Source organism: Pseudomonas sp. B424, from assembly GCF_055408345.1.
This window is the reverse complement of record NZ_JBUZTL010000006.1, coordinates 202,698-218,907: the sequence shown is the minus strand read 5'-3', so window position 1 is coordinate 218,907 and position 16,210 is coordinate 202,698. Positions and strand designations below refer to the sequence as shown.

Annotated in this window: 15 protein-coding genes; 3 read left to right on the top strand and 12 right to left on the bottom strand. The window is 54.8% G+C overall.

Annotation, left to right across the window (positions count from 1 at the left end):
• Positions 1–474: 474 nt before the first annotated feature.
• From ACZRMS_RS10335 to ACZRMS_RS10325, 3 genes are all read right to left on the bottom strand, one after another.
• Positions 475–1,965, bottom strand: a complete 1,491-nt coding sequence (locus ACZRMS_RS10335) for a DUF1254 domain-containing protein (protein ID WP_463995263.1) — start codon at positions 1,963–1,965, stop codon at positions 475–477.
• Between the two features lie 19 nt (positions 1,966–1,984).
• Positions 1,985–3,442 (bottom strand): DUF1254 domain-containing protein, encoded by a 1,458-nt coding sequence (locus ACZRMS_RS10330; RefSeq protein ID WP_463995262.1) that lies wholly within the window; start codon positions 3,440–3,442, stop codon positions 1,985–1,987.
• 388 nt (positions 3,443–3,830) lie between these two features.
• The gene (locus ACZRMS_RS10325) at positions 3,831–4,283 is read right to left on the bottom strand and encodes a hypothetical protein (protein ID WP_463995261.1); all 453 of its coding nucleotides are present in this window, start codon (positions 4,281–4,283) and stop codon (positions 3,831–3,833) included.
• A gap of 593 nt (positions 4,284–4,876) precedes the next feature.
• On the opposite strand from ACZRMS_RS10325, the gene ACZRMS_RS10320 reads away from it, so the two are divergent.
• On the top strand, positions 4,877–5,152 hold the full coding sequence (locus ACZRMS_RS10320; RefSeq protein WP_463995260.1) for a hypothetical protein: 276 nt from the start codon (positions 4,877–4,879) through the stop codon (positions 5,150–5,152).
• Between the two features lie 753 nt (positions 5,153–5,905).
• A complete protein-coding gene (locus tag ACZRMS_RS10315) occupies positions 5,906–6,766 on the top strand; it encodes a hypothetical protein (RefSeq protein ID WP_463995259.1) in 861 nt (286 codons plus the stop codon).
• A 185-nt stretch (positions 6,767–6,951) separates the two neighbouring features.
• On the opposite strand, the gene ACZRMS_RS10310 is transcribed toward ACZRMS_RS10315, so the two are convergent.
• Positions 6,952–7,479, bottom strand: coding sequence for a lysis protein (locus ACZRMS_RS10310; protein WP_463995258.1), 528 nt, complete (start codon positions 7,477–7,479; stop codon positions 6,952–6,954).
• On the bottom strand, positions 7,476–8,009 hold the full coding sequence (locus ACZRMS_RS10305; RefSeq protein ID WP_463995257.1) for a glycoside hydrolase family 19 protein: 534 nt from the start codon (positions 8,007–8,009) through the stop codon (positions 7,476–7,478). Before ACZRMS_RS10305 ends, ACZRMS_RS10310 begins: the two co-directional genes overlap by 4 nt.
• A gap of 185 nt (positions 8,010–8,194) precedes the next feature.
• Between ACZRMS_RS10305 and ACZRMS_RS10300 the strand changes: the two genes are divergently transcribed.
• Positions 8,195–10,123 carry an acyltransferase family protein gene (locus ACZRMS_RS10300; protein WP_463995256.1) on the top strand — a complete coding sequence of 643 codons (1,929 nt, stop codon included), beginning with the start codon at positions 8,195–8,197 and terminating at the stop codon, positions 10,121–10,123.
• Between the two features lie 3 nt (positions 10,124–10,126).
• On the opposite strand, the gene ACZRMS_RS10295 is transcribed toward ACZRMS_RS10300, so the two are convergent.
• The 7 genes from ACZRMS_RS10295 to ACZRMS_RS10265 form a co-directional block, all read right to left on the bottom strand.
• On the bottom strand, positions 10,127–11,236 hold the full coding sequence (locus ACZRMS_RS10295) for a phage tail protein (RefSeq protein ID WP_463995255.1): 1,110 nt from the start codon (positions 11,234–11,236) through the stop codon (positions 10,127–10,129).
• A gap of 418 nt (positions 11,237–11,654) precedes the next feature.
• Positions 11,655–12,251, bottom strand: coding sequence for a DUF6338 family protein (locus ACZRMS_RS10290; RefSeq protein ID WP_463995254.1), 597 nt, complete (start codon positions 12,249–12,251; stop codon positions 11,655–11,657).
• Between the two features lie 88 nt (positions 12,252–12,339).
• Positions 12,340–13,053 carry a baseplate wedge 1 family protein gene (locus ACZRMS_RS10285; RefSeq protein ID WP_463995253.1) on the bottom strand — a complete coding sequence of 238 codons (714 nt, stop codon included), beginning with the start codon at positions 13,051–13,053 and terminating at the stop codon, positions 12,340–12,342.
• Entirely contained in the window at positions 13,050–14,282 is a 1,233-nt protein-coding gene (locus ACZRMS_RS10280; RefSeq protein ID WP_463995252.1) for a baseplate J/gp47 family protein, read from the bottom strand. Before ACZRMS_RS10280 ends, ACZRMS_RS10285 begins: the two co-directional genes overlap by 4 nt.
• Positions 14,275–14,637 carry a contractile injection system sheath initiator gene (locus ACZRMS_RS10275; RefSeq protein WP_463995251.1) on the bottom strand — a complete coding sequence of 121 codons (363 nt, stop codon included), beginning with the start codon at positions 14,635–14,637 and terminating at the stop codon, positions 14,275–14,277. Before ACZRMS_RS10275 ends, ACZRMS_RS10280 begins: the two co-directional genes overlap by 8 nt.
• Positions 14,634–15,335 (bottom strand): Gp138 family membrane-puncturing spike protein, encoded by a 702-nt coding sequence (locus ACZRMS_RS10270; protein WP_463995250.1) that lies wholly within the window; start codon positions 15,333–15,335, stop codon positions 14,634–14,636. Before ACZRMS_RS10270 ends, ACZRMS_RS10275 begins: the two co-directional genes overlap by 4 nt.
• Positions 15,332–16,204, bottom strand: a complete 873-nt coding sequence (locus ACZRMS_RS10265) for a hypothetical protein (RefSeq protein WP_463995249.1) — start codon at positions 16,202–16,204, stop codon at positions 15,332–15,334. The genes ACZRMS_RS10270 and ACZRMS_RS10265 overlap by 4 nt, the downstream gene beginning before the upstream one ends.
• Between the last annotated feature and the right edge of the window lie 6 nt (positions 16,205–16,210).

Here is a 16,210-nt window from a genome sequence, read left to right as displayed (position 1 = left end):
ACGTCATCAAAATGATGGCTAGTAAATCATGGTTTAGAGTTGGCTTTCATGGGTATTTTTTGGTTCAGTATTGAATGTAAACCCAACGCAAAACGAACGGCGGCATCGGTTGTGGTACTCGAATAGTTAAATCTAGGGTCAGCTAGACCCCTAGCACCCCATGCTCCCTCTTAAAATCTCGTAACTCATTGTAATTAAAAGAAAAAGATAATTATGAATGATGGCAAAATGTACTGCGATTCGTGCGTAGGCAAACGGTAAACCGTGGCCTGCAGAGTAGGTTTTGCGCAGTTTCGGTACCACCTCACCTCCCGCTTTTGATTACAGCCGTTCCCAGACAATTAACGCTGAGCTGACTGCTTTCGGCCAAAAGCAGTCGCCCACGAACGACCACTTCCGACCCAAAGCTGTCGGTCAAGAATGCCGAAGACATGAATGCATTAATGCACTCATGTCGTTCGGACGCATCTCAGATCATTGCTTGATCAAGTCCCCCGGTTTCCATGCCTTGTCGAAGAACGCCTTGGTCGGGCCGTATAACCGCAGAATTACGAAGTAACCTTCGCCCGGCAGGGTTTTGATCCAGTTTTTACCGGTACCCGGTGAGTCTGGGCCGAAGTGCACGTCGATTGAGCCGTCGGTGTTGGTGACGGGTTTGTCCATGGTGTTCAGCGATGGGAACGGCTGGCCGTTATCCAGGCCTGATGCAGTGATCGAGTCATACGCCGTCACCGACCAGAACAATGCCGCCGGAATGCCTTTGGGAAGGTTCAGCGAGTAGCTGTTGCTGCCGGACAGGAATTGGCCTTTGGTATCGACGAAAGTGGCCGGGTACTTGGCGCCGACGTTTTCCATGTTCACCGCCATGCCCGGGCTGGCCGAGTAGGCATTGGTGAAGAAACCGGTGCGCGGGTCGATGTAATTGAAGGTGTCGGCGGTGAACGTCGCATTGCCGGGGAATACGTTCAACCACTTGCGATCCGGATACCAGGTGCCATTGGCGACAATGGTTTGCGGCATGTAGGAAATGGCATGGCCGATCTTGCTTGCAGTTTTCGCTGCCTTGTCGAGCAGGTCGCGGGTGGTAGCCTCCGGCTTGAACGGTTTGCCTTTGACGATACCCAGTGCGGCAAGCATGCCGCGCATTTCCATGTCTTGCGGGTCAACGTATTCGTGGTCGATGAACCGCGACAGCATGTCGAACGCGCTGCCATCGGTGGGGTAGAGCATGTTGACCGGAGTTTTCGAGGCGTTGGGAAACTCCATCGCTTTGGCCGTGGCCTGTTTGCCCAGCGGATAGATACGCGTCTGCTCCATGAGCGCGACCGGTGCCTCCAGTTGTTTCGGATCCTTGAAGAATCCGCGCCAGAACACGAACACGCCGTAAGTGCGCGAGCGGTAGGTCAGATAGCCCGGCGGTACCTCACCCTTGTAGTCCGGTGGCAGCACAAGATACTTGCCACCCTTGCCTTTGTCCGGCCCCGGCAGCCCAACATCACCACACCACTGGCGACCTTCGATCTGACCTTCAGAGCAGATTGGCCGCTGGAAGAAGTCATCGAGAATGCCCTGCAAACCTGGCGGGACCTCGATGACCATCGGGCCGTCCTGCTTAAGATCCAGATAACCCATGGCGTAGATCACGTCGGAGTTGGGCGTGGTGACCCGGGTCTTGGCGTTGAGGCGATCCTTCCAGATCGGCAGCACGTTGTAACCGGTGCCGAAGGCTTTCTCCGAGCCTTCCTTCATGGCGTACATGTTCAACGCCGGCAACGCCCAGATGTACGACTGCACGGCGCGCTGGAACAGCAATTCGTTTTGCAGTTGTTCCACGCCTTCGAGCGTGGGATACCCGCCCGCAAACGGCAAATCGGCCAGTTGCTCATAGTGCGTGGCGGCCTGGGCGCTGGTGCTGATCGACAGGGCCAGGCCCATTGCGGTCAATGATTTTGCAAGTGTGTTCATCTTGAACATCCTGTCCCGGTCAATTGGTTTTCACTACGGCTGGCGGCACCCACTGGCCGTTCAGCGCGGCCGGTTCAGGCCAATAAGCGCGGATGTATAGCGAGAAATCGGCGCCTTTTGGTGTCGGCAGCCAGTTGCTTTCCTTGTCCTTGCCCGGCGAATCGTTTTGCACGTAGATCGTCAGCGAACCATCGGTATTGGCTTGCAGCGATTTGTTTTTGGTGCCGATCGAATAACGCTTGAGTTCATTCGGGGAGAAGAAGTGTTGTTCGTTGTAGAGCGTCAGCGACCAGAAACCTTTCACCGGTGGCAGCTGACCTTTGGCAAAGGTCACGGTATAGCCATTTTGACCATTGAGGCGGGTGCCGGACTTGTCCAGATCCTGATAGAAGTATTTGGTCTCTTTCTGTTGATTGACGAAGATGTTCGAGCGCGCCACAGCGGTACGGCTGAAGTAGTCGGTACCAAACGCCGCACCGTTGCTGATGGTGCTCCAGTGATCAGGCAGTTGCAGGCCGTAGTTGCGAAATTGCAGCAGCGGATCAATCACTTCGCTGTCGGCTTTTTTCGCCTCATCGATCATCGCCGCCTTGAGTTGCGGATCGGCCTTGGCGATGGCAGCGAGGGCGGCCATTTGCGCGTAACGGGCTTCTTCGCCCGGCAACGGTTTGGCGTCCTTGAGCAGGGCCGGCAACTCGTCGAAGAATTTCTCCGGCATCACCCATTTGGTTTCGCCGCTGCCCGCCGCCTGCGCCGGGAATTTCGGCAGTTTCGCCCAGTCGCGATGTTTGACCTTGCCGTCGTATTGCGACAGCGGGTACATGTCCACGCCCGACAGCGACGCTTGAATGGCTGCGCGGTCGGCTGCGGTATCGTCCTGGAATACTCGGGGAATCACGAAGCCGGTGTTGGTGCGTGCACGGAAGACTTTGGTGATGCCCGCCGGAACTTTGCCATTCCAGTCCGGGCCAACCAGCAGATAGAAGCCAGGTTTGCTGCCGTACATCTTGCCGAGTTCGGCAAAGCTGTCGGAGCGCAGGTCCACCACCTGATACACCCAGAAACGGCTGCCGAAGTCCGGCACTTGCAGCACCACCGGCTCCAGATCCAGCGCAATGCTGCCCGCGCCGTACACCACGTCCTGATTCGGGCACGCTACCAGACGTTCGGCCGGATCAATGTAATCGCTGAGCATCGACAGTCGATTGATTGGCGCGACCGGGACGATGCCACCCATCAAGCCAGGTTCGGGCAGGTCTTTGAAAGCCTGGCGACGGTTGAAAATATTGGCCATCGGCCAACCCCAGAAATACGCTTCGCGCGCCATCATGCGTACATAGGGTTCGGTGACTTTGGTGCCGGCGACGGGGCCGGAAACTTCGTCAGCGCGGCTTTGCGGTGCCAGCAAGGTTGTGGTTGACAGTGCACCAATCAACGTCAATGCGAACAGGTTCAGGCGATGGGGCGATTGATTCATAAAGCATCCTTACTTGCGGGATCACCCTTTGCAGGTGAGTCGCAGGAAAGATAGCCCAAGTTTGGCGGGGTGACGCCTGAACGTCTGCTTTTGGCCGATTCTGTTGAAAACAGTCGGTCATCAAAAACTGCCTGATCATCGACCCGTGAAAATGCCTTTTTTACACGCTGCTACGTGAAATCTGCCTCTGGACACCTCAGCCGAAAGTAAAAATTTCAATGTCGGTCGCGTACTTTTCAGCTGCGGAAACCATGGCCGACTTTTTCAACAGAATCGGCCGGGAGCAGCCCTTCGTGATGGGCTGCTATCGGTCAAAAGCGGATGTACAGAACATGGCCAATTGTTGATGGTTGCCATTATTGCCTAGGCCCGCTCATAGATTCACTATCTAGTCACTTTCAGCATTAATACACGCATGTGTGATGTCGGCAACATCCAGTAAGGAAAGGCCAAGCGCCTTATTGTGCTGTGCGAGTATTGCCCAGGCCTGGGCACCATTAATGTGCGGAACATGCTCGACGACACTTAGCTCGCGCCCTCTTTCATCGCACTTGGCGATCGAGTATGCAAAGCCGTTCTGTCGGCTGTTTACCAAGCAGAAGGCTTGGCGCAGTTCGGGTGTGTGGCCAGTTATGGATTCAATGAAGGTGTTGTAGAGCGGCATCGATGCCGCGCCATTGAAGTTCGTGGCCTGTAGGGGGGCTGGGTGTAGGGTAATTAACCAGGCAGTGACCGCGAATGCATCTTGGCCTCGAGCGTTGACAAAAGTCATCACGATAGGAGTGTGATCGCCGTTGCCATAGTCGGGTTCGTGAGGAGCAAATGCGATTTTATTCTCCACGTAGCTGCCAGGAGACGGAGCGTACAAGTAAGACCAGTGTCGTGGCTTCACATCCCCTTTCGGATCAGGTCTTGAGTAGTGTGAGACGGATAGGCCAGCCGGATTGAAGGATCGGGTGATTAGATTATCTCGAATCTTCTCGGGCAAGCGCCATGGCGCGTCGTTGCCAACGGTCAAGAACCACTTGGGTACAGTTGACGGTATCTCAAGTGAGGCAATGGCAACATGCGTAGTCTCGTGTGAGTGCGCAGGCAAAATTGCGCATGCCCCATTCCAGTCATGGAAACCTAGAAGTTGGCTAAGCATTTCTCTTTGAGAGGCTAGCTTGCTGACACAGCCGAGAGATCTGGATGTGGAGTGGAGAATCTGCGATAGCAGTTTTACATCGTGCGAGGAGAGCGCGGGTATCGACATACGAGGCACCAGATTATCGATCCATGTGCATCTGGTTCCCCGGTTACAGACACTAGATCGGGCTGATGTAGGGCCATGCATGAGCTTGTCGCGTCTCCGCAAGCGGAGAAGCAGAAAGCATTTACCGTACACGTTTGTGCGATGGGGGAGGCAGGGGCTTTCAAAACCGCAGTCAGGATATGATCTATTCGAACTCGCTGCAATGGCCTCGTGAAAAAGAGAGCGAGTATATGTTCTTTGGTATGAAGGCCAGCTTTTGGCCGAAAGTAGACTACCCGACATATGAGTTCAGTCGAAGCCTTCGCTCCCTCAGGAACGAGGCCCAAATTTACGGGTTGAAGCGCCTGCTTGCGGAAGCGATAGTCGAATCGCAGGCAAAAAAACACAGACTTCGGTCTGTGTTTTTTTCAAATGAGGAGGCGCAAGCCGAAACTGAACCGGCGGTGCTGAACTGATTTACACCCTATCAGCCAGACGTCAAAGGATAGGGATTCGAACGTTTTCTGCGTGCATTCCGCGCCGCTACAGACCGTGAATGCGGAGTATTTGGTGCATGGTCTAAAGCCTATACCGGCCTGATGAGGCCTCACATTTGTCCTAAGATTGACCTAATTAACGGCCTTACCAAAGTTTGTTATCCGCCTGCCGGGACAGCGGTTCATGATCGTCAGAAATCGGCCAATAGCGGACCCTTTTCTGTTAAGCGTTTCCTCTAAAAGTTGATCTTGAACCCCAGCATCGCGTCATACCCATAGCTGTCGCCATCAAAGCCCTGGCGATAACTGGCGGAGGCGGTAAACGTGGTGCGTCGATTGGCTTGATAGTACACGCCCAGATTGACCTTGCCCTAGGCTCCCTGAATTTTCGATTCGAACGGAATGTAACCCGACTCAGAAGAGAAATCGGTCTTCGGTTACCCTTGAACTCGTGCCATACACTCGGGCGGATCCAGCCATTGGTAGGCTGTTCGCTTTTGTCAACACCTTCCGTGGCCCAGTCCTTGGCTACGAAATTCAAACACCCGTTCTGGCCAACTATGCAAAACCAGTAATTCTCGTATTTGAATAACTTAAAATACAAAAAACACTCTTTAAAAATGATCAAGCTGCCATTTTCATAAAAACTTATGCAGTGAGCGATATTTTAAAGCGCACAAGCTCGAACCCCCCGAGCATAACCTTTGAAACCCCACACGCAACGAGTACACCATGCTAGCCGTTAATAACACTCACTCAACTTCTGTCATCCCTCCTCAACCCCAAGGATTGGAAAACCAAGATTCCAACAGCATAAAGAGTAATGTTACTTCAGCAGGAAACTCCTCTGAATCATTTTCTACAGCAGCTAACAGCCCCCCCACAAACAACACTAACTCTTTATCTATAACAATACCTAAGCAAATCCACAGGACTCCTTTAAAAGAACGCAGAACCCTCAAAGCAAAACAAATATTAACACTAACACGTGCTTTATTTAAAGGCAGCCCATATAAATCCGATAACAAAATCACATCACGTACAACTTTGGAGGAATGGAGCGCAAAAATAAACACAATAAATAAAGTACGCACATCAGGAACTTTGGAAAAACAATTGGAGCACGCTATCGCCTCTAAATCTGGTAACTGTGGAGAAATGGCATGTCTAGCATATATATTTTGGTATCAAATAGGCCTGTGGCCTGAAATGATCGAGTATGATCCAACCAAAGGGACTTTCGACCATCAGGCCTGCGTAATTAAAATTGGGACTGAGGATTTTGTCATTGCCCCTTGGGCAAATATTTTATGTAGACTCGAGGAACATATCGACGCCCTCGCCAACAAAGTCAAGCAATGGGAATCTCAAGAAAAACATATTGTAACAAGATTCTTCTATGCTATGAGCCAAGATAATATCCCTGGTAAAGAGTTCATGCAACGATATGCGACTACTGAAGAACACATTAGACATCTACGCCTTACCGCGCGGTATGAGCATAAGGAATTAGAGAGACTTGCCAATTCAGATTTCTTCCTGCAAATAACGAAAGATCTAGAGCAAAACCCAACGCGCCAACTAGAAATTTAGTTTTCTTTAAACAAGACCACTTCAAACACATAAATACACAACTTTAAATTCTTTTCTTCTTCAAGTTAGTTCTCTTGATCCTAGAGAATGCAACGTATTGGTGAGCAATTAAACTAATGCTCTTTCCTTAAGTAAGGCTTGGTGGCCGAGCTGGATAGTGACGCATCCAGCTTCGGCCGCTCCTTTTATTTCGTGCATGAGACTTCTTTGGCGTAAGCCTGACACGCTTGCAGCGCGATCAATCCCTGATCACCTTCTCCGACGATGCTGAGAATTCGTTCAGCATGCGCTCGGTCAAGTTCGGCTCTCTGGGCTCCATAAACCATGCCGCCGGGGCCGGTGGTGGCTTGCACGCCACTGCAACGGGCTGTATCCGTTGCGGCGAGTAAGGCTGACAGCCGCAGGTCAGCAGTAGCGATGCGATCACGCAAGCGGGCTTGTGCAGTTTGGGCATTGGTCAGGGCTCGATAGTGGACTTGGTCGCTGGCAGCCAACCATTGCTCCAGGGCACGGCGCTTGCCTTGTTCCTCAATGATTAGCGCGGAGTTGGCGTTGGCCAGATCGGTCAGTACGGTTTGGTGCGCGGCTTTCTGTTGGGCTAGTCGCTGGCCATAAGCATTGGCCTGCCACGTCCATGCAGCCAAGGCACTGACTGCCATCAGGGTGAGGATCAGCAACAGCCCTCCTCCCCACTTCATCGCAACAATGTTCACTCCAATACCTTCAGCGCACGGGCGTACAGCGTCTGACGATCCTTCGCGCCGTTCTGGCCGCCGTTGACCCTCTGAGTGATCATTCTGAAGTCGCCTGTATCGGCCAAGGTGTTCAGGCCGTTGCTTGCCCAGAACCACGCTGCTGACATACAGGCGTGTTGCGGTTTCTCCAGCAGCTCGGGTTGCGCCAGCAAATCCAAGGCCAGCGCTTCACCGCATGCAGCGTAATTGGCACGACCTGTGATCTGAATCAGGCCACGACCCCGATACCTGAAGCCATCTCCCGACTTGGTGTTGCCCAAATCAGCCCGTCCCTCGTATCTGGCCTGAGCAGCGGTCGGCCCCCAAACCTCTTTCATATATCGGAGCTGGCCGGACTCATGCCCTATCTGAGCGATAAACGCTGCTACCCGTTTTGTACCGACGATCTGGTACCGGCTCATCGCTGTATTCAGGACAGGAACAAAAACGCCAGCAACTGGGCTGGCGTTTGGGAGGATCAGGGTTAGTTGTTCTTGAGTAATCGGCATTTACGCACCACCCGGATTTTGAGTTTTGAGATTTCCTACGCGCATTCAGGAGTCGTCTGAATTGCTCGATTGACCCTCATTTCTTTACTTTCCCTTCCAGCGCCAGCCTCCGTGGCAGAAAGCTAAACCATGTAAGTCAAAAAGCAGACCAAGCCCTGCCCTTCCCTTTGTAATAGTACATATCCATGAACAGTAATTTCAGAACCGATATCAATGCGCTACGTGCGCTAGCCGTTGTAGCGGTCGTTTTATTCCACTTCAAAATTGCAGGCTTTGACGGGGGATTTGTAGGAGTCGATGTCTTTTTCGTTGTCTCTGGTTTTCTGATGACGCAGATCATCTGCGGCGGCTTGGCGCAGGATCAGTTTTCGCTCGCAGGGTTTTATGCATCGAGGCTCAGGCGCATCGTCCCGGCCTTGCTCTTTCTGTGTTTGGCGGTTTTAGCCTTCGGTTTTATCTATCTGCCACTCGATGATTTCCGAGGTGCCATCAAGGCCATAAAAAGCAGTCTTTTATTTGCATCCAACTTTTCATTTATGGCCAAGGGCGATTATTTCGACGCCCCGCAACAAGCAAACTGGCTGCTCCATACCTGGTCTTTGTCGGTGGAGTGGCAGTTTTATATGATCTTTCCGATCTTTCTTATGGCTTGCCGTAAATGCTTGGGGGAGCAGAACACAAAACACGCACTGGCCCTTGTCGCTCTGGTGTCTCTTAGCGCTTCGGTCTATTTGAGTCGGTCGAACCCAGCCTTTGCGTTTTATATGCTGCCCACCCGCGCGTGGGAGTTGATCTTTGGTGGGCTGGTTTATCTGTATCCCTTACGTCTCAACACCCAGACCAGCAGTTGGCTCGCTGGGATTGGACTGGCGTTGATACTGCTCAGCATCTTCAGCCTGTCAGAACAGAACGCGTGGCCCGGCTATTTAGCCTTGCTACCAGTATCCGGCACTGCATTCATTCTTGTCGCCAATCAGCACAGGCTATTCAGCAGACTCAATCCCGTGCAGTTTATCGGCACCATTTCTTACTCTGTCTATCTGTGGCATTGGCCGTTGGTGGTGTTTCTTTACCACTGCGGGCTGCTGGGTAACGGGCTTTATGTGTCGGCAGCGATAGGACTTTCATTTGTCCTGGGAGCCCTCTCGTTTTATTTGGTCGAGTCAAAGGCCAGCAGAGCCGCCTTTAATTTCACGACGATTCTCAAATATTCGTCTGCCACCCTCGCAGCAGTCGGCATATCTGCCATTACCGCCTCGGTAGCCAAGGACTACCCAGAATTCCGGTTTGCTTATGTGGATCTTGGCCAACCCGAGTACTCCAGCAAAATGTACTCGCGTGAGTGCTACTCAAACCCATATGGCGCAGCAGACTGCGTGCTTGGCGCAGGAGAGGTGTCCGCCATTTTATTTGGCGATAGCCACGCGGAATCAACTGCTGCGGCCATCCAGCTGGAAAACACTGGCAGCGCATTGCTTTGGGCACGAGGGGGATGCCCGACATTATTGAATTTTGAAATGAACGATAAGGAACTGCAGAGTACTTGCCGTACCTTCAATGCTGACAAGATCGAAACGTTGAAGCACTCGTTTGACGGTGTGCCGGTCATCCTGTTCAGCCGCGCCGGGCTTTACTCCACACCGTCCAGAACCAATGGTTACAGCGTGTACTTCAATAAAGTGCTGCAGCCTGCCGGACATTCGTTTGCTGAAACCTACTCGGCCGAGTACGCCAATACGGTATGTTCCATCGCTCACAACCACCCGGTATACATCGTCAGACCTATCCCCGAAATGCCTTTTAATGTGTACAAGGGGCTAAACCTGAATCAACGAATTTTCGCGCAAAAAAGCGATATCACGATCCCATTTGCAGATTATGAGCAACACAACCGTATCGCCAATATGGCCATTGATCGAGCTGCGCGGCAATGCGCCGTCAAGGTGCTGAACCCAGCGCCTTACCTGTGCCCGCAGGGACAATGCATGGGTTCAAAAAATGGTCGGCCGCTGTATTTCGATGACAACCACTTGGTCGACTTCGGCAATGTGCAACTGATAGGGTTGTTTGCCCCCGTATTTGATCGCCCGCTACTGGTTTCAAAGTCTAAGTAGACTTCAGTACTTGATCACATACAGAAGTGCGACGCTTCTTGGCCTAGCCTCTGAACCACCAGTAGCCGTAACCGTTATGCTGTGTGTGTGATCCGCCACCGCTGAAATGCTGACGCTATGTGCATGGTCTGGTGCTTGCGCAATGTTCACGGTATGAATGTGATCAGGCGCAGCATCCGTTGTTATTGAGTGACTGTGGGCGCCCGCAGCTTGGGTGTATTGCGTGCCATAGATGTTAGCGCCACCGCCGAAGGCACCACTGTCCAGATTCGTTAAGCCCATTGTCAGTCCGTGCTGATGATTGCCATCAACCGTCGTCCCACCGCCGTGCGTATGACTGCCAGCCGCTCCGATTGAGGCATTATGCCCGTGGGCCCCTGCACCTGCAGTACTCGCTTCATGTGTATGTCCGCCCGCCGATGCGGCAGAGGCTTCGTGACCGTGGGAAGCATTCTGCCCTTCTGCTGCACTGCCCAAGATCCTGCCGGGGTCAACACCACGGTCATCATCCCAGCCACGCACAAATTCACCGCGCAGATCCGGCAAACCAAACGTAGTGCTGCCATTACCTGCCCCGAAGCGCGTGCCTATCACATCGAATAGCGCGGCATATTGCGTACGAGAAACCACGTCACCATTACACTTGAGCCAACCTAAAGGTGGCTCTTCGGTAGCCACTGTTTTCACATCTCCTACGTCCGCTCCCGCAGCGAGACCTGAAAACTGGCTCCAATAAGCGCTATTACCGGATGCAGGATCACGTGGACCACCACTGTTGGGGCCACTGGCTTGCAGGGCGACATACAGATTGCCGTTAGTTGAAGCAACAAATGAAGGCGCTTGCGCTGCTCCTGGGCCTTGATAGTCGACGTGTTCCGACCATGCCAAACCAGCCGTAGCGTTGACTAACTCCAGCAGCGACGTAATCCGGTACATAACCTCATTAAACTCTGCGGAGTTCACCAACCGCTGGAATGGCCAGCCCAGGCCAATGGTGCTGATGCCACTCACAGGGTCGCGGTATGACACGCCCGGTACCGGGTTGGCCGGGACCGTGATTTGAGCATCAGCGGCAAAAACCCCCGGCGACAGGGGGCGATCGGCATTGGCCATGTAGTTACCTCCAGACGAAAAAAAACCGCCAGCGGCGGTTTCGGTCTAACGACTCAGTTGTATTTATTAGTGCTCACCACAAAAATTCTGCGCCAAACGAGCAGGATCACTTTTTCGCTCCTAGCGTAACAAGTGACTTAGAATCAATCGTTACCCGCACTGAATAAAAGCGCAACCATTGCCACCAGTTGTGCAGTGGAACGCTTGGCCAACAGCTTCAAGCCCTCGGTATCATCCACTGAGGACTCAATCGCCCACATTTTATGACTCTTTCCTGGGAGGCGGTGGTGGGGGCGGTGGCGCTGAAGGTGCCGTTGTGGGCAGTACGTTCCGGGTTTTCTCACGGTTAACATTAAAACCCTCGTTACCCGTTTGGCGCTCCAAAATCATGCGCCGTGCTGCTTCTTGATCATTCATGTCATGTCTCCTGCGGCTCTAGAAACTCAACCCACTGAACCTCAGCATTGGGGATTAGCAGGTGACTGATCCCATCAGTCTCCATTATTTGACCATCTACAAGCCAGCTTGGGAACTCCATCAAAAAATGACCGCCAATAGGTTCTGCAGGCCATGCAAGCGGGTAGCCCATCAGCCGACGGCCGTCACGCATGTTGAGCACTATCCCGCGATCTGGATACTTGCCAAATGCATAGCGCCACTCACCGACAGATGCTTTGGAAGTGAATCCCAAACGCCGTGCAATCCTGTAAAGCACATCGTGTTGGGACAAGTAGGCCAAGCCAAGGCCTATTGTCACGGCCAGAATGATGGACCAGGTCGTGCCGGTATTTTCCGTCCATAGACCAAACGAATACCACTGACCAACGTAACGGAAAAACCATTCAAGCCCATCAACTAACAGCTTGATAACGCCAGTGCAGATCAGTGCCTGAATCACCCTCTCAAACTGATTGGGTTTGGCGGTGTCGGACAGCCAGTAGAAGATGATCGTAGCAACAAAGCCTGATAGCAATGCCTGTAGGATAGGCAATATGTCACTGGCGATCTCGTTCATTTATCTCTCTAGTAAAGACCCATTAGAATAGTCACCACTTTACCTACACGGCCACTGAATGTGCCAGATATGAACTGAAACTGGCCGTTTATAAAGAAACAAACCATAATACCAATGCTAAAACTCCTACATCCACAGCCCCGCTCTCCATATCCGGCCCAAACCCATTGGCGGGTCGCAGGATAATTCCCTTCAGTCGTGCCCCTGCGGGAAGCGGCAACAAATATTGGTGGTCGGCGCGGGTGTTGCTAAACACACTGGTCAGCTCCTGCAGCAGATAGCGTGGGATGTTGTCGCGCACCAGCAACACGCCTTCCAGAGGCCCAATACGTTGCAGGCCGCAGTCGATGCCGAAAGCCTGACGCACGAACCATAGAATCTCCGGCAGTGAGCCATGCCGGGTATGGTTTTTGGCAATCTTGCCGTAGATACGCAGGCGGAATTCGTCATCGTCGGCCCGGCGTTTACCGAATGAGGGCACACCGGTCAGCCATACCGGCGCGTTGTCTGGTGAACCGAGCACATCGTCCGCACGCAACCACTGGGCTTCGCTGCGGCTGACCACTTCGCGGCCCTGGCCTACGATTCGCCCCAGCACATCCAGTTGTTTGCCGAGCGCCCAGCGCAGATCCCGGCCGATCAGTGCTTCCAGCAAGGTGTCGTAGAGTGCCTGAGCCTCATCGAACTGCACTTGTAGCACTCTGGCCCGCACCGTGGAGCGCTTGAGGCTGTAGAGCTGGCGGTCACAGGCCTGGGCGCTGAGATCGCGTCCGTACTCGTTCTGATAGTCCACGCGACTCATAGCAGGTTGACCGTGATACGTGAGGGGTCGAACGAGGCCCAGGCATTCCAGTTGATCGGGATATCTGCGCCTGCTAATGCGTCTGCATTGGTACCGATGCGAATAGCCCGCAGTGCATGCCCCGGGACACTGTTGATCGGTGTGTAAAGTCGCGGTGCAACCACGCTTTCACCCGGGACAATGCCGTCCTGATCGTAACCAGCCGCAGCTGGAATACCGAGGCCAGGCGCGCCAAAGCGTGAGTAGATGACGATGGCGTCGGCAATTCTGGCAGCGTAATCATCGGTCAGTTGGCCATCGCCCAGCGACTGGATATCGACCTCGACATGGATGGGCACTTCGGCGGGTTTGACCCATTGCACCGGGTAGGTGTCGCCCAAGTTGTCGGTGACCACAAACAGGGTGTTACCGTACCACTCGGTCAGCGCCGGGGAGCGCTCCAGCAGCACTTGGGCCACGTCCTTGTCCGCGCCGCCGACCACTACTGCCGCGATGGCCTTGGCCGGAATGCCGCGTTCGTCCGCCTGCAGGGTGTTGTTGATCAGCACCCGAACAAAGTCGACACCCTGCACATTGCGCAGATTGGCGTAGATGGCTTCGACGGGCGAACTGGCCGGGGCCATGGTCGATTGATCGCGGCGTTGGCGTAAGACTGGGTCGCGCTCTTCGATGGCGCCCGGCACCGCTGCGGCGGCATTGCTCACAGAGTTCCAACCCACCACCGGGGTCATGATCACATTGAGTTGCCCGGGTAAGGCGGTGTACGCGCCCTTTTCTTCCGTATGCGCCGTGACGCTGGCCTGCCCCGCACTATCGAGCGTGACATCGGTCTGGGTCAGCCAGGTAACCTGGCGCTGCGCATCGCTAACCCGCTGCCCCTTGCGGATAACCGTGCCAGCCACGCCCGTAAGCTGCAGTTGCACCGTCGACGGCTTGCCATCAGCCCGCTCGATGCCATTCAAACGCACCAGGCCGGACAATGCCGCGCCCGTTGCTGCGTCGGGATCGAACTGACTGAACACGTTGTGCAGCAGCGCCCATGCATCACCCACCGCTTCCAGCGGGATCTTGACCACCTGCATGGCCGGGTCAGCGGCGGAAAAGTCCGGTTGCAAGCGCTCTCCGGTCACCGGGTCCTGGATCAGCGCCAGCGCCGCACTGGCATCGGCCAGCACATCGGCCAGACGCTTGATCTTGAGGCCGTCAGGGGTCACACCGTAGTCAGCCATTGAATGCCTCGGACAGGGAAAGGGTGTCGCCGTGTGTGGTGCGCACCGTGGCCTGAATGGAAAGCTGTCTGCCGCTCTGGCTCACCGCGAATGCCAGCACGGCCTCGACTTCGGGGTCTTTGAGAATCTCGCGGCGAATCAGCGGGCTGATCAAACGGCTGTTACTGGCGCCGAGCATTTCGCCGTCGTACCAGGGCAAACCAAAAGTACGATCGAGAAACCACTCACCTAGATAAGCATGCAGCCGCACGCGCAAACGCTCGGCCACAGCATCCGGCCCCGTCACCAGTTGTAGGCGCCCGGCGATAACGCGAAAGTCATAGTCGATGGCATCAATATGCAGACTCAGGCTCATAGCGGCGCCCCTGTCGAGTCCTGGCCACGGGTGACGCCGCTGTGGGTATGGCTGTCGCCGATGTTCTTGCCATTGTGGGTCAGGGTGCTGCTGCGGATTTCAACAGCATCGCCAAGAGTGATTGATGAGCCGCCTGCACTGAGGGTGATCAGACCGTCCGTAACGGTGATGGTCGAGCTGCCTACCTGCAGGACGATTGCGCTTTCTCGCAGGCTGACGCAGGTAGAGCCGTCGCGGTTGCGGATCTGAATGGCATCAGTTGAGACATTGGCAATGGCGTTTGGCTCGCTGACGGCGCCGGGCACAAACAAGGCATCGGTAATGTTGTGATGCCGGGGCGACACCGGCTCGGCCGCTGCTTGAACGCCACTGGCGACCTGCCAGTGATCAATACTGCGATCTGCAACAATCAGCAGTCCCTCGTCGCCCGCCTGCATCGGCAGCGTGATGCTCAACCCCAGGGTCTGGGCGTAATAGCTGAAGATTGTGGGTACGCCGGTGACCACCGACAACGGCTCGTCCGAACGCACCCCGTCCAGCGTGGTGACCTGCATGATCGCAGGCTGCACATCCACCGTGCCGTTGGGGTGGACGGCAGTCAGGATACCCGGCGTTGCCGTGCGCAACCGGGCCGACTGCCGATCAAATGCGATGCGCTCCAGCTCTTCCGGCGCGGTGTTGGCGGTGGCTAAGGTCATGGGCGGGCCGTGCTGCGAATGGTCATGGTCCAGTCATCGCCGTGGGTATCGCCCGAAGCATTGACGCTCTGGGCCACGTAATAACCGGTCAGATTGGGTTGGTCATGGGAGTCGACGTAGACCACAGCACCGGGGCGCATGGACGGGTCGAGCTGGGCAATGATCTCCACGCCGTCCTGCGCAGTATCCGGCCCGGATGCCGAGGGCGACAGGCTGATCAGGTTGCGATTGCGTGAGCTAATCACCAGTGCTTCGCCGGGCAGGCCCTGACCGTCCTTGAGCACCTGCAGCACCCCGCCCTGGATCGACCAGGTGACGCCGTAGCGATCCGCCAGCCAGTTCAGGGTTTCCGCCACCCGGCCCGAGGCATGCACGCCCTTGGGCGGCAAATTGCCCGAAACATCAATTGAGCCGAGGTCCACCCCCGGCAGGCTGCGTGCCAGATCACGAAAAACGTCCTTGAGCGGCATGCCGCCGCCATAGGTGCGGTTGAGCATGCCACGCGACTGCGGGCCGTAGCCGTCCAGGGCTTCAATCACCGTCACTCGCTCATCGCCCTCGCGCCGCGTGGCGCAGGAAGCAATGCCGCCACGGGCCAGCAGCTTGAGGCCGTTGTCCTGATAGCCGACGGACAATTGCACCAGCGTGTTTTTGACTGCCATCCGCGCCCAGCGCTCGCTGGCCAGGTTGGTGATCGCCAGCACGATCTTGTTCGGCTCGCTGGTGGCCGAGAGATCGATGGAAAAGCGAATACGAGTGTCCGTGTCCAGGCCGCTGCTTATGATCCGATACGCCTGATTGCTCGGACCGCCACCCTCCACCTCGCTGAGCGGGCCGATCAGCAGTTGGGCCTGACGGATAAAGGTCATGGTTCA

Excerpts from the sequence above, each read along its gene's own strand:
- ACZRMS_RS10290 (WP_463995254.1), bottom strand. The coding sequence starts at position 12,251 with ATGAACGAGATCGCCAGTGACATATTGCCTATCCTACAGGCATTGCTA.
- ACZRMS_RS10280 (WP_463995252.1), bottom strand. The coding sequence starts at position 14,282 with ATGGCTGACTACGGTGTGACCCCTGACGGCCTCAAGATCAAGCGTCTG.
- ACZRMS_RS10320 (WP_463995260.1), top strand. The coding sequence starts at position 4,877 with ATGATCTATTCGAACTCGCTGCAATGGCCTCGTGAAAAAGAGAGCGAG.
- ACZRMS_RS10265 (WP_463995249.1), bottom strand. The coding sequence starts at position 16,204 with ATGACCTTTATCCGTCAGGCCCAACTGCTGATCGGCCCGCTCAGCGAG.
- ACZRMS_RS10300 (WP_463995256.1), top strand. The coding sequence starts at position 8,195 with ATGAACAGTAATTTCAGAACCGATATCAATGCGCTACGTGCGCTAGCC.
- ACZRMS_RS10305 (WP_463995257.1), bottom strand. The coding sequence starts at position 8,009 with ATGCCGATTACTCAAGAACAACTAACCCTGATCCTCCCAAACGCCAGC.
- ACZRMS_RS10285 (WP_463995253.1), bottom strand. The coding sequence starts at position 13,053 with ATGAGTCGCGTGGACTATCAGAACGAGTACGGACGCGATCTCAGCGCC.
- ACZRMS_RS10315 (WP_463995259.1), top strand. The coding sequence starts at position 5,906 with ATGCTAGCCGTTAATAACACTCACTCAACTTCTGTCATCCCTCCTCAA.
- ACZRMS_RS10270 (WP_463995250.1), bottom strand. The coding sequence starts at position 15,335 with ATGACCTTAGCCACCGCCAACACCGCGCCGGAAGAGCTGGAGCGCATC.
- ACZRMS_RS10330 (WP_463995262.1), bottom strand. The coding sequence starts at position 3,442 with ATGAATCAATCGCCCCATCGCCTGAACCTGTTCGCATTGACGTTGATT.
- ACZRMS_RS10295 (WP_463995255.1), bottom strand. The coding sequence starts at position 11,236 with ATGGCCAATGCCGATCGCCCCCTGTCGCCGGGGGTTTTTGCCGCTGAT.
- ACZRMS_RS10275 (WP_463995251.1), bottom strand. The coding sequence starts at position 14,637 with ATGAGCCTGAGTCTGCATATTGATGCCATCGACTATGACTTTCGCGTT.
- ACZRMS_RS10335 (WP_463995263.1), bottom strand. The coding sequence starts at position 1,965 with ATGAACACACTTGCAAAATCATTGACCGCAATGGGCCTGGCCCTGTCG.